Here is a 12,438-nt window from a genome sequence, read left to right on the forward strand (position 1 = left end):
CGATGATTGAGCACAAAACCCCTCATCTGACAAACTTGCAGATGTGGCAAGCCTGGAGAGAACAAGGCGAGTTGGAAGCGAAGAAGAAACTGATCGAGCAGTACTTGCCGCTCGTTGATTATGTCACGAATCGCATGGCGATCGGCCTTCCAAAAAACGTAATCAAGGACGATCTTGCGAGCAACGGCGTAATGGGATTGATTGATGCGATCGAGAAATTCGATTATGGCCGGGGTTTGCAATTTGAAACCTATGCTTCATGGCGCATTCGAGGAGCCATTATTGACGGTTTGCGGCAGGGAGATTGGGTACCCCGATCTGTGCGTGAAAAAGCAAAAAAAGTGGAAGAAGCTTACCAGCATTTGGAGCAGCAGTATTTACGATCGGTTACGGACGCCGAGATTAGCCGTTATCTGGATGTTTCCGAGAAAGAATTTATATCAATGCTGCAAGATATAGCAGTCACTACCGTTTGCTCGCTGGAAGACCCGATTCGCGATGAAGAATCAGAGACTAGAATGTCGTTGCTCGTGGACGATAAAGCGAAAAACCCGGATCATAAAGTACATGAATTTTATTTAAAAGAATCATTAGTAAAAGGAATTGATCAGCTCACGGAAAAGGAACGTACGGTGGTTTCCTTGTTCTATTACGAAGAATTATCATTAAGTGAAATTGCAGAAGTAATGTCACTCTCACCTTCGAGAATTTCCCAGCTGCACTCGAAAGCGATTTTAAGGCTAAGAGGAGCTTTGGCTAAGCATAAAGATCAACTTATGGAGCATTAGAGAGGGGGGTTAAGGTGGATAATCTACAATTAGAATCGTACCTAAGCATCCAGACGTCAGCAGATAAGCTGTCTGCCTTTTTAACATTTAGCCGAATAACAGATGAATTTGAAAGTAATGGGGATGAGCTGGAACGTTTTTTGCGAAGCAAGGGAATCGTTTACGGCTTGCGTACTGATGTTCTTCATCAAATTGGGACAAATCCTCTCGCATATTGCAAGGAACAAACGTTAGTTGCCAAAGGAGACTCTCCTTTGAATGGCAAAGACGGTTTTATAAAGCTTGTTTTTGACATGGACAAAAAAAATAATGCGCCAACCGAGCTCGAAGATGGAAAAGTCGATTACAAAGAGGTCGTACAGCTTAAGAACGTAAAACGTGGACAACTGATCGCTGAACGTATTGATCCCGAACCGGGACCTCCTGGAAAAACCGTTACGGGGGAAGATCTCCCACCGAAGGTTGGGAAGCACGTACGATTTAAAGTAGGCAAAAATGTAGTATTGAACGATAACCAAACCGCGATGTATTCGGCCCTGGATGGTCTCATTTCTCTAACTGAGAAAGAAAAGATCAACGTGTTTCCGGTTTATGAGGTGAACGGAGACGTGGATTACAGCGTCGGCAACATTGATTTTGTCGGAACGGTTGTCATCCGAGGTAACGTTCTGAGCGGTTTCCGGGTTAAGGCTTCAGGCGATATTCGGGTTATCGGTGGGGTTGAAGGTGCTGAAATCGAGACAGAAGGCTCGATTGAAATTACAGGAGGCATATTGGCTGGCAACAAGGGTTATGTCAAAGCTGGCCGCAACGTCCGAAGTACCTTCATTCAGGATGGAAACGTTATCGCCGGCGAGGAAGTCATCGTATCCCAAAGCATCATGCACTCGCATGTGAGGGCGGGCAAAACGGTGATCTGTTCGGGCACCAAAGGTTTAATCGTAGGGGGACTTGTGCAGGCCGGCGATCTTGTCATTGCTCGAATTGTTGGGAATTCAATGTCAACCGCAACGACCATTGAGGTTGGCGTAAAACCAGAAGACCGCGCAGAGCTGCTAGAGCTAAGAGCGAGTCTGAAGCAATATATGCAAAACCTGGACAAGACCGACAAAGCGCTTGTTATTTTGGATCAATTGGCTGCTGCTGGCCAGTTAACGCCAGATAAGCTTGCATTACGCATTAAGCTTACTGCATCCAAGCGTCAAATGATGCTGGAGAATGATGAAACTAAAACAAGAATTTTGGAAATTGAACGTACACTAGAGGATACCGACCGTTCAAAAATCAGTATAAGCAATACAGTGTTTGGCGGAACCAAAATTGTAATTGGTCGTTACACCAAGTTTGTTAAGGATTCTTCCCAACGGGTCACTTTCCAGTACTCCGATGGAGACGTTGTAATGGTTCCTTACAATAAATAACGTAAACGATGATTGGCGCAAAGGAGTGAGTTGTGATGACGTTCAAATCGATAGATTTGCAAATGTCAGTACCGCGCACACAAGAATTCAGCGGTATGCATGGACAAGCTATTCATAAACCTGTAGCGGATCAGAATAAGTTGGCAGAACAAACAAGTAAGCAAACTGAGCTTTTAAGAGGTAAGAACACAGCTGTCGAACAGTCAAATGGACTTCATATCCGGAGTGACCAAGAAGGCCAGCAGGATAAAGCTCATAAACAAGCAAGACGTAGTCAAACAGAGCTGGAGAGCGGAGACGGTGATCAGGAACCGCAGCAGCCTACTCATCCGTTTAAAGGCCACAAATTAGATATTAAGCTCTAAAGCTTAAGGCAATCCTAGGAAGGCAGGTTAGGAACGATGCAGCCATACTTGCAATATATTGTATTACTCGGCGCGGTTGTTATTGTTGGCGCTTTTGTCATGCCTCGGAAAAAACAGGAAGCAACCGTGCCCCAACAGTCGATGCAAAACATGGAGACGGCGCTGGAGCAGTTTATGGAAAACATGGAGAAGGACAATGAGGAGCTCGTTTCACTCGTTAGAAAGGCGCAGCAAGAGTCTAAATCCGATTCAGAGCGCAAGGAACAGCGGATATCGGAGCTGGAGAAGAAATGTGAACAACTTACTGAACAATTGCAAGAATCACGCTCCATTTCTGTCTCCTCGACAATTCAGGCCATGCCACATCCCCAGACTCCGTCTTTTCATATGTCCACACCAGAGTCAGACACAGCAAATGAGGTAGAGCCGCTGCAAGAAGAGGTTCCGAAGAAAGAAACGATTCAAGGACGTTATCCTGATCTTTTTTTGCTGTACGAGCAAGGTAAATCGATTGAGATGATTTCAAAAAAGCTGGGCATGAACAAAGGCGAAGTCCAGCTTATCATCCAGCTTGCCAAGCAAGAGGTGGCTGCTCATGCTTAAGAACCGATCATTTCTTATTGGCCTGGGAGCTGGAATTATTATAGGTGCACTGTTGTTTCAGTTGATGCTCTCAGGAGAACAAAGCAGAGAAAGATTAGGGCTTATGGGACAAGGTGAAGGCGAGAAGCTGTATACACAAGCAGAAGTAGAGGCTATGATTCAGGCAGATCGAGATTCGGCACAAACGAAAGATGAGACTCAGCCAACAGCGTCTCCCGCTGCTGTCAAGGATGAGCCCGTTGCCGAGAATAACGCTTCTACAGATGCTCCTGAAATCGCACCAACAGATATCGTTATTGAAGCCTCTGCGGAGGCTCCAGCAGCCGAGCTTGAGGAAATTGAACATGTGATTCGAATCGAGCCGGGCTCGGGTCTTAGCAAGACGGCCGAGCTGTTAGCAGCCAATCGCATCATTGCTGATGAAGCCGGATTTGTTAATCAGATGAAAAAGTCGAAAAAGCAAGTTCGGGCAGGGTATTTCTTGTTCCATGAGAATAGTTCAGTAACAGATGCCATTACCGTAGTAACGGGACAACCGTTAACAAAAGCAGAAGCCGATCTAATTAATTCAAATAAAAAGACAAATTAATCGATCTTTTGCGAATCGATTGTTGCATGGAATATGTATTTATGGTATATTAATTCACGGTGTTAAAAACGCACGCAGGTCAATTTTGTCAAATGGTGCTTCCGCCCGGCGGAAGTTTTGACGAAAGATGCGACTAGCGGAGGAGCACTAAAAAACCATTATTAGGAGGTGTTGGAGAAATGGCGGTTATTTCCATGAAACAGCTACTAGAAGCTGGGGTACACTTCGGTCATCAGACTCGTCGTTGGAACCCGAAGATGGATCGTTATATCTTCACAGAAAGAAACGGAATTTACATTATTGATTTGCAAAAAACGGTTAAAAAAGTTGACGAAGCGTACAACTTTGTTAAATCGATCGCTGCAGACGGCGGCACTATGCTGTTCGTAGGTACGAAAAAACAAGCTCAAGATTCCGTAAAAGAAGAAGCAGAACGTTGCGGCAACTTCTATATCAACCAACGTTGGTTGGGTGGAACTTTGACTAACTTCCAAACGATTCAAAAACGTATTGATCGTTTGAAACAACTTGAAAAATGGGCTGAGGATGGTACTTTCGAGGTTCTACCTAAGAAAGAAGTTATCATTCTTAACAAAGAAAAAGACCGTTTGGAAAAATTCCTTGGCGGCATTAAAGGAATGAAAGGTTTGCCAAGCGCGTTGTTCATCATTGACCCACGCAAAGAGCGTATTGCTGTTGCAGAAGCTCGCAAACTTGGAATTCCAATCGTTGGTATCGTGGACACGAACTGTGATCCAGACGAAATCGACTATGTTATCCCAGGTAACGATGATGCAATTCGTGCCGTTAAGTTGTTGACGTCGAAAATGGCTGATGCAATCGTTGAAGCTAACCAAGGCGAACAAACAACGGCTTAATTTAAAGGCTTTAGTTAGTCAACAAAGGGTGGTCAGATGGTGATAAACCTCTCACTGCCCTTTTTTCGAATGTAAATCACTAATTACGGGGCGACAAGCTCGCGTACAAATCATAGGAGGGCTTACAATGGCAGTTAGTGCTAGCGCGGTAAAGGAACTACGGGAAAGAACGGGAGCAGGGATGCTTGATTGCAAGAAAGCTCTGGATGAAACAAACAACGACATCGAAAAAGCGATTGCATTTCTTCGCGAAAAAGGTTTGGCAGCTGCAGCAAATAAAGCTGGACGTATTGCAACCGAAGGCGTAGTTGAATCGTATATCCATGCAGGCGGCCGTATCGGTGTTATCGTAGAAGTTAACTGTGAAACGGACTTCGTTGCAAAAACGGATCAGTTCCGTGAGTTTGCAAGAGACGTTGCTATGCAAATCGCAGCTGCTAACCCGAAGTTTGTTAGCCGCGAAGAGGTTTCTTCCGAAGAGCTTGAAAAAGAACGCGAAATTTTGAAAGCTCAAGCGCTAAACGAAGGCAAGCCTGAAAAAATCGTTGAAAAAATGGTTGAAGGCCGTATCTCGAAATACTACGAAGAATTCTGTCTTCTTGAGCAATCGTTCATCAAAGACCCAGACAAAACGATTTCGGTTTTGCTAAACGAAAAAATCAGCAAAATTGGCGAGAACATCTCGATCCGTCGCTTCGTTCGCTACGAGCTTGGTGAAGGCCTAGAGAAAAAAGTTGACAACTTCGTTGAAGAAGTAATGGCTCAAGTTAAACATTAATCCGAACGCACAGGCGGGGCGGGGCGTCCGCCCCGCCTGCTTGTATGATTAGAACATATTTTATAGGACCTCATTCGACGAGGTGCATGATGGAGGTATTAATGTTGGAGCAGCCTGTGTACAAACGTATTGTTTTGAAGGTCAGCGGTGAGTCATTGTCAGGAAATGAAGGTTACGGCATTGAAGCAACAGTCATATCTTCCATTGCAGACCAAGTGAAGGAAGTCGTTGCTCTTGGCATAGAAGTCGCTATCGTTGTCGGAGGCGGCAACATCTGGCGCGGAATCGCTGGTTCTGCGAAAGGGATCGACCGGGCAACAGCCGATTATATGGGCATGCTGGCTACCCTAATGAATTCACTGGCACTGCAGGATGCGCTGGAGCAGATCGATGTGCCGACGCGGGTACAAACGTCGATTGCCATGCAGCAAATTGCTGAACCGTACATCAGACGTCGTGCTATCCGTCATTTGGAGAAGGGCCGCGTTGTCATTTTTGCTGCCGGTACAGGAAACCCGTTCTTCTCAACGGACACGACTGCAGCGCTGCGTGCAGCTGAAATTGAAGCGGAAGTTATTCTGATGGCAAAAAATAAAGTGGATGGCGTTTACTCTGCTGATCCATTTAAAGATAATACAGCTGAAAAATTCGAAGAGCTTACTTACCTCGATATGCTTAACCGCAATTTAGGTGTTATGGATTCAACTGCAGCCTCACTTTGCATGGACAATAATATTCCTCTAATCGTATTTGCAATTACGGAGAAAGGGAATATTAAACGCGTCGTACTGGGTGAGAAAATCGGAACGATAGTGAGAGGAAGTGCGAAATAATGCCACAAGAAATCAAAAAAAATGCTGAAGAACGTATGGATAAAGCAATCTCTGCGTTGAAACGTGATTTGTCTACGCTACGCGCAGGCAAAGCGAATCCCGCGCTGCTTGATCGCATTCAAGTCGAATATTACGGGGCTATGACGCCTGTTAATCAATTAGCAAATATCAATACGCCAGACTCACGTACATTATTTATTCAACCGTGGGACAAAACTTCCATTTCTGCCATTGAGAAAGCGATTATGAAATCGGATCTGGGTTTAACTCCGTCAAATGATGGAACTGCGATTCGTATTTCGATTCCGCCACTCACGGAAGAACGCCGTGGAGACCTTGTAAAAACATCGAAGAAATTTGGTGAAGAAGCTAAGGTTGCTATTCGCAATATTCGCCGTGATGCGAATGAAGGCGTGAAGAAAATGGAGAAATCGACGATTTCTGAAGATGAATCTCGCGGGCATCAGGAAGATATTCAAAAAGCAACGGATAAATTTATTGCAGAAGTTGATAAAGTGCTGGTTGCTAAAGAAAAAGAAATTATGGAAGTATAATGATCTCTGGGCCCCTCCGATAGGTGGGGTTTGGTTTTGATTTCGGTTGGGAGGAAGTAAGATGATCGAGCGACTTTGGGCCAAACTAGGCAAATCGTCCTTACAGCCGACTGATTCTGTGGCCTTAGATAATGTGCCTGAGCACGTTGCGATTATAATGGACGGGAACGGACGCTGGGCTAAAGATCGTGGATTGCCACGAATGGCAGGTCATCATTCCGGCATGAAAGCGGTCAAACGTATTACCATGGCAGCTGATCGGTTAGGCGTCAAATACTTGACGTTATACGCGTTTTCAACGGAAAACTGGAAAAGACCGAAAGCTGAGGTCGATTTCCTTATGAAGCTGCCGCAGCAATTTCTTGAAATCGAATTGGAAGAGCTAATTGCGAATAATGTTCAAGTTCGTATGATGGGCCATAAAGAGGATTTGCCATCATTCACTTTAAGCGCGGTTGAGGAAGCAATCGTCAAGACCGCTAATAATACTGGACTTGTATTGAATTTTGCTTTGAATTATGGAAGCCGTAAGGAAATGCTGGAGGCAGTCAAAAATATTGCTGCTGAGGTTCAACAAGGCCGATTGGCTATTGATGATATTGATGATCAAGTGATGGCGGACCGTTTGCTTACTCAAGGCTTGCCTGATCCGGATTTATTGATTCGTACCAGCGGAGAGCTGCGATTGAGCAATTTTATGATGTGGCAGCTGGCATACAGTGAATTGTGGTTTACGGATGTGTACTGGCCGGAATTTACAGAAGCGCATTTCCAAGAAGCGATTTTGGAATATCAGCGTCGTGCACGTCGATATGGTGGATTGTAGCTTCAAGCAACGGAGTGTGACATTTCATTGAGACAAAGAATAATTACCGGAGTAATAGCAGGTGCAGGATTCATCGGTTTCACTATTGCAGGCGGCTGGTTGTATACCGGTCTGCTTATACTGCTTGCGTTGATTGGCACTACTGAATATGCGCGCATGAATGGCGTAGCATGGTCGCATCCGTCCGCTTTGCTTGGATATGCGGGTGTGCTACTGTTTGTGCTTCCATGGTCTGAATGGGGAATTGTGATTCCTTCTGTACTCGCCATCGTTTGGATGCTTGCTTTCCTATTGCTGGCATTAACTGTGGTTACAAAAAATAAAACGACAATCGACGGCGCCGCACTTATGTTGCTAGGCGCTTTATATGTAGGCTATGGCTTTGCGGCTATGCGTGAAGTTCGTCAGATCGAGGAACATGGCTTATTGTGGACCTTCATTGCTTTCGGCTGTATATGGGCATCGGATATTGGTGCTTATTTTATGGGACGGGCTTTTGGAAAAACCAAGCTTTGGCCTTCGATTAGTCCGAATAAAACGATTGAAGGCGCCTTGGGAGGCGTTTTATTTTCCTTAGTTGTCTCTGCTGTTTTTGCATTGAGTGTACCCGAAGTCATTTCCCTACCAAAAGCGCTAGTGATCGGTCTGATTGCTGCGGTGGCAGGACAATTTGGCGACCTCATTCAATCTGCCTATAAACGCGTGAGAGATATTAAGGATACTGGCGCGTTATTGCCAGGACATGGCGGCGTGCTTGACCGATGCGACAGCTGGCTTATCGTGTTTCCGCTGTTAGTGCTAACCGAGCTGCTGCCCGTATAAGTCAGGAGGATTTGTGCATGAAAAAAATAAGTATATTAGGTTCCACCGGTTCGATTGGCACACAGACGCTAGATATCGTTGCTCATGATTCCGAGCGCTACAAAGTGGTAGGGCTATCTGCAGGGAAAAATACAGATTTGCTGATCGAACAAGCGAAACGATTTAGGCCCGCGTTAGTTAGCATGGCATCAAAGGCTGATGTTGAAGCCGTGCGACCCCATTTGCCGCCCGGGACAAGGGTGGTGCACGGCGAAGAAGGTTTGATTGAGGTAGCTGCTGGCACGGACGCGGACGTCGTTGTGACGGCCATTATGGGCAGCAGGGGCTTGCCTGCCACACTGGCTGCGATAAATGCGGGCAAAACAATAGGATTAGCTAATAAGGAAACGCTTGTTACTGCAGGGCACATCGTCATGGAACGGGCACGCCAACGTGGCGTAGCCATTTTGCCAATCGATAGCGAGCATTCTGCAATCTTCCAATGTCTGAACGGCGAAGACAGGAAATCCATTAAGCAAATTACGCTTACGGCATCGGGAGGATCATTTCGTGATCGTACAAGGGATCAGCTTGCGGGCGTAACCGTTGATGAGGCACTCAATCATCCGAATTGGTCCATGGGTGCAAAGATTACGATAGACTCAGCGACCATGGTAAATAAAGGACTTGAAGTGATTGAGGCAAGATGGTTATTCGATGTTACATACGACCAAATAGAGGTCATTATTCATCCGGAGAGCATTATTCATTCTTACGTGGAGTTTACCGATCATAGCGTCATTGCGCAGCTGGGTCTTCCGGATATGCGTGTGCCCATCCAATATGCGTTATCGTATCCGGAGCGCAATGCAACACCTACCCAAAGGCTTAACCTCGCCCAAATCGGCAAGCTGCATTTCCGTGAGATGGACTTTGCAAGGTATCCTTGTCTCAGGCTAGCTTTTGAATGCGGCCGCCTTGGACAGTCTGCGCCAGCAGTGTTTAACGCTGCCAATGAGGTTGCAGTGGCGCGGTTTTTGAAGGGTGAGATTACATTTCTTGATATCGAGCGGATACTGGAGACGGTAATCGATCGACATGAAGTAACGGATATTAATGACTTGCAGACGATTGAAGAAGTGGACGCTTGGGCTCGCAAGCTGGCAGAATCCGTATAAAATCGGTCAAAAACCGGTTCTCTTGTATCGGACGGGAGAATAATGATAATCTATGTACAGGCCGTAACGAACAGGAGGCTTCAGCTTAATGCACATGATTCAAGTCGTCTTTTTGACCGTACTCGTCTTTTTCGTGATCGTAACGATCCATGAATGGGGTCATTACTTCTTCGCAAAGCGCGCGGGTATACTGGTTCGGGAATTTGCTATTGGTTTCGGGCCGAAGCTTATCTCTGTAAAACGCGGAGAGACAAGATATACACTTAGGTTGGTGCCGGCAGGCGGCTTTGTCCGGATGGCGGGAGAGGATCCTGAAATCGTCGATGTCCAGCCAGGTCAAACGATTGCCATTCGCCTCAAAGATGATAAAGTGACAAGGCTTTATCTAGATCGTCTTGACGAGCGGAGCGGCGTCATTCGCGGCGAGATCGTTTCGATTGATTTGGAAAACAAGCTGTCCGTCACTTTAGACGTTGAAGGAGAGAACGAGAGCTTCTCGGTACATGAGGCAGCCCTAATGATCTCCAAAGGCAAGGAAACGCAAATTGCGCCACTGGATCGCCAGTTTGGCAGCAAGACTGTAGGTCAGCGTGCGCTTGCTATTTTTGCAGGACCACTGATGAATTTCGTGCTCGCATTTGTACTTTCCGCGACGTATATTCAAATGGTAGGCATGACTGTTGATTCGCCGGATAAGCTTCTGGTGGGACATATTCAAGAAGGCATGCCGGCATCAAAGGTAGATCTCAAAGAAGGCGACGTTGTGGATGCAGTCAACGGTGTGAAAATTGGGATAGACTACGACAAAATGATAGACATTATCGGGAAATCGGCGAACGTGCCTGTCCGCATGGACATCATTCGTGACGGCAAGGCCCAACAGGTTGTGATCACCCCTGAGGCTAACGAAGAGGGTGTAGGTAAAGTAGGGATTAGCGCAGCACTGCCTACTCGTCCTGCTACATTTGTTGAAACCTTTACAGGCGCCGGCAAGCTGATGAAAAATATGACGGTTAGTATTTTTGACGGCTTTAAAAAGTTGATTTTCGGTGAGTTCAAGCTTGATGATCTAGGTGGTCCTGTCCGTACTATGCAATTCACTAGTCAAATAGCCCAGCAAGGCATTGTTCAGTTGACATCATGGACGGCACTGCTAAGCTTGTACTTAGGTATATTTAACTTGCTGCCGATTCCGGCACTTGATGGCAGTCGCCTTATTTTCTTAGGGATTGAAGCGGTTCGCCGCCGTCCCATTGATCCAAATCGCGAAAGCATGGTGCACTTTGTGGGCTTTGCCCTTATCATGGTGTTAATGCTTGTTGTAACCTATAACGATATTTTACGGTTGGTAAGAGGGGAGTAATTAGTCGCTCATGTCTAAAGATAAACAGTTCGTAACTGAAATTACGCCTCAAAGCGAAGATTTCTCTAGATGGTATATCGATGTCATCAAAAAAGCAGAGCTCATGGATTATTCACCTGTACGGGGCTGTATCGTATTCCGTCCCGAGGGCTATGAGCTATGGGAAAATATTCAGCGGGATCTTGACCGTCGCTTCAAAGAAACGGGACATCGCAATGCGTATTTCCCGTTGTTTATACCGGAGAGTTTCTTTCAGAAGGAAAAAGAGCATGTCGAGGGCTTTAATCCCGAGCTTCCGTGGGTAACGGAAGCTGCTGGCGAGAAGCTGGAGGAACGGCTTGCCATCCGTCCGACATCGGAGACGATGTTCGGCCATATGTATTCCAAATGGATTCAATCGTATCGTGATCTCCCATTGCTCATTAACCAGTGGGCCAATGTGGTTCGTTGGGAGAAGCGGACCATGCCGTTCCTGCGTACAAGCGAATTTTTGTGGCAGGAAGGACATACCGCTCACGAGACGGAAGAAGAAGCACGCCAAGAGACGATGCAGATGCTTGACGTGTATACTCAATTCGTAGAAGAATTTCTTGCGATACCGGTTATTAAAGGCGAGAAAACACCTTCTGAGCGTTTTGCAGGCGCAGTAGATACGTATTCGATTGAGGCGATGATGAAGGATGGCAAGGCTGTCCAAGCAGGCACATCCCATTACCTTGGTACGAAGTTTGCTGTCGCTTTCGATATTAAGTTCCTCGATCGAGAGAACACGCTTCAGTTCGCTCATACGACCTCATGGGGGGTTAGCACAAGATTAATTGGTGCCCTTATTATGGTACATGGTGATGACCGCGGATTGGCACTGCCTCCTAAAGTAGCGCCAACGCAGGTCATTATGATTCCAATCGGTCCTGCGAAAATGCGTGAGCAAGTCGTTGGCCGCGTAGATGAGCTGCATGCTGAGCTTAAGAAAGCGGGAGTACGTGTACGCGTCGATGACCGTGCTGACGTTAGCCCGGGCTGGAAATTCAATGAATACGAGATGCGCGGCGTTCCGCTTCGCCTTGAGCTTGGACCGCGCGATATGGAAAATGGACAAGTTGTTCTGGTTTCAAGAATCACAGGCGAGAAACGGGTCGTGTTGCAGTCGAATCTTGTCGCTGAAGTAGAAGCGATGCTGGAAGAAACACATCATGAGATGTTCAATCGCGCGAAGCAATTCCGTCAGGACAATTCGCGCTCCGTTGACACGCTAGATGAAATGAAAAGCTTCCTAGAAGAACAGCGCGGTTTCGTTGAAGCCGGCTGGTGTGGATCGGCGGCTTGTGAGAAGCAGGTTAAAGAAGAAACTGGGGCTACGAGCCGAAATATCCCGTTTGAGCCAACCGTTCATAAGGAAACTTGTCTTGTATGCGGCGATCCTGCCAAGCATACTGTTGTATTCGCACGAGCTTATTAAGG

General features: G+C 46.3%; 14 protein-coding genes. All 14 read left to right on the forward strand.

From position 1 onward, the window contains the following. Positions 1–2: 2 nt before the first annotated feature. Positions 3–788 carry a FliA/WhiG family RNA polymerase sigma factor gene (locus tag FJQ58_RS27715; protein WP_139998391.1) on the forward strand — a complete coding sequence of 262 codons (786 nt, stop codon included), beginning with the start codon at positions 3–5 and terminating at the stop codon, positions 786–788. Positions 789–802: 14 nt separating this feature from the next. Beyond that, positions 803–2,209 (forward strand): DUF342 domain-containing protein, encoded by a 1,407-nt coding sequence (locus FJQ58_RS27720; protein ID WP_139998393.1) that lies wholly within the window; start codon positions 803–805, stop codon positions 2,207–2,209. A 35-nt stretch (positions 2,210–2,244) separates the two neighbouring features. Further along, positions 2,245–2,574, forward strand: coding sequence for a hypothetical protein (locus FJQ58_RS27725; RefSeq protein WP_139998395.1), 330 nt, complete (start codon positions 2,245–2,247; stop codon positions 2,572–2,574). A 36-nt stretch (positions 2,575–2,610) separates the two neighbouring features. Continuing rightward, positions 2,611–3,177, forward strand: a complete 567-nt coding sequence (locus tag FJQ58_RS27730) for a hypothetical protein (protein WP_139998397.1) — start codon at positions 2,611–2,613, stop codon at positions 3,175–3,177. After that, on the forward strand, positions 3,170–3,766 hold the full coding sequence (locus FJQ58_RS27735) for an endolytic transglycosylase MltG (protein ID WP_139998399.1): 597 nt from the start codon (positions 3,170–3,172) through the stop codon (positions 3,764–3,766). The genes FJQ58_RS27730 and FJQ58_RS27735 overlap by 8 nt, the downstream gene beginning before the upstream one ends. A 179-nt stretch (positions 3,767–3,945) precedes the next feature. Next, entirely contained in the window at positions 3,946–4,644 is a 699-nt protein-coding gene (gene rpsB, locus FJQ58_RS27740) for a 30S ribosomal protein S2 (protein WP_054028957.1), read from the forward strand. 127 nt (positions 4,645–4,771) lie between these two features. Next, a complete protein-coding gene (tsf, locus tag FJQ58_RS27745; RefSeq protein ID WP_139998401.1) occupies positions 4,772–5,422 on the forward strand; it encodes a translation elongation factor Ts in 651 nt (216 codons plus the stop codon). Between the two features lie 104 nt (positions 5,423–5,526). After that, complete coding sequence (gene pyrH, locus FJQ58_RS27750; RefSeq protein ID WP_140000146.1) at positions 5,527–6,255, forward strand: UMP kinase; 729 nt, start codon at positions 5,527–5,529, stop codon at positions 6,253–6,255. Then, positions 6,255–6,809, forward strand: a complete 555-nt coding sequence (frr, locus tag FJQ58_RS27755) for a ribosome recycling factor (RefSeq protein ID WP_139998402.1) — start codon at positions 6,255–6,257, stop codon at positions 6,807–6,809. Before pyrH ends, frr begins: the two co-directional genes overlap by 1 nt. A 61-nt stretch (positions 6,810–6,870) precedes the next feature. After that, positions 6,871–7,635 carry an isoprenyl transferase gene (locus tag FJQ58_RS27760; protein WP_139998404.1) on the forward strand — a complete coding sequence of 255 codons (765 nt, stop codon included), beginning with the start codon at positions 6,871–6,873 and terminating at the stop codon, positions 7,633–7,635. A 27-nt stretch (positions 7,636–7,662) separates the two neighbouring features. Then, the gene (locus tag FJQ58_RS27765) at positions 7,663–8,457 is read left to right on the forward strand and encodes a phosphatidate cytidylyltransferase (RefSeq protein WP_139998406.1); all 795 of its coding nucleotides are present in this window, start codon (positions 7,663–7,665) and stop codon (positions 8,455–8,457) included. Between the two features lie 17 nt (positions 8,458–8,474). Next, positions 8,475–9,614, forward strand: coding sequence for a 1-deoxy-D-xylulose-5-phosphate reductoisomerase (locus FJQ58_RS27770; RefSeq protein WP_139998408.1), 1,140 nt, complete (start codon positions 8,475–8,477; stop codon positions 9,612–9,614). 88 nt (positions 9,615–9,702) lie between these two features. Next, the gene (gene rseP / locus FJQ58_RS27775; protein ID WP_139998410.1) at positions 9,703–10,977 is read left to right on the forward strand and encodes an RIP metalloprotease RseP; all 1,275 of its coding nucleotides are present in this window, start codon (positions 9,703–9,705) and stop codon (positions 10,975–10,977) included. 10 nt (positions 10,978–10,987) lie between these two features. Then, positions 10,988–12,436: a proline--tRNA ligase gene (gene proS, locus FJQ58_RS27780; protein WP_139998412.1), complete on the forward strand. Its 1,449-nt coding sequence runs from the start codon at positions 10,988–10,990 to the stop codon at positions 12,434–12,436. Positions 12,437–12,438: the final 2 nt, after the last annotated feature.

It is taken from the genome of Paenibacillus paridis (genome assembly GCF_006345825.1).
Classification (GTDB): Bacteria; Bacillota; Bacilli; order Paenibacillales; family Paenibacillaceae; genus Pristimantibacillus; species Pristimantibacillus paridis.

Bases quoted from the DNA above. Each gene is read 5' to 3' on its own strand.
- FJQ58_RS27735 (WP_139998399.1), top strand. From the start codon at position 3,170: ATGCTTAAGAACCGATCATTTCTTATTGGCCTGGGAGCTGGAATTATT.
- FJQ58_RS27760 (WP_139998404.1), top strand. From the start codon at position 6,871: ATGATCGAGCGACTTTGGGCCAAACTAGGCAAATCGTCCTTACAGCCG.
- proS (WP_139998412.1), top strand. From the start codon at position 10,988: ATGTCTAAAGATAAACAGTTCGTAACTGAAATTACGCCTCAAAGCGAA.
- FJQ58_RS27730 (WP_139998397.1), top strand. From the start codon at position 2,611: ATGCAGCCATACTTGCAATATATTGTATTACTCGGCGCGGTTGTTATT.
- rseP (WP_139998410.1), top strand. From the start codon at position 9,703: ATGCACATGATTCAAGTCGTCTTTTTGACCGTACTCGTCTTTTTCGTG.
- tsf (WP_139998401.1), top strand. From the start codon at position 4,772: ATGGCAGTTAGTGCTAGCGCGGTAAAGGAACTACGGGAAAGAACGGGA.
- FJQ58_RS27770 (WP_139998408.1), top strand. From the start codon at position 8,475: ATGAAAAAAATAAGTATATTAGGTTCCACCGGTTCGATTGGCACACAG.
- frr (WP_139998402.1), top strand. From the start codon at position 6,255: ATGCCACAAGAAATCAAAAAAAATGCTGAAGAACGTATGGATAAAGCA.
- FJQ58_RS27715 (WP_139998391.1), top strand. From the start codon at position 3: ATGATTGAGCACAAAACCCCTCATCTGACAAACTTGCAGATGTGGCAA.
- rpsB (WP_054028957.1), top strand. From the start codon at position 3,946: ATGGCGGTTATTTCCATGAAACAGCTACTAGAAGCTGGGGTACACTTC.
- FJQ58_RS27725 (WP_139998395.1), top strand. From the start codon at position 2,245: ATGACGTTCAAATCGATAGATTTGCAAATGTCAGTACCGCGCACACAA.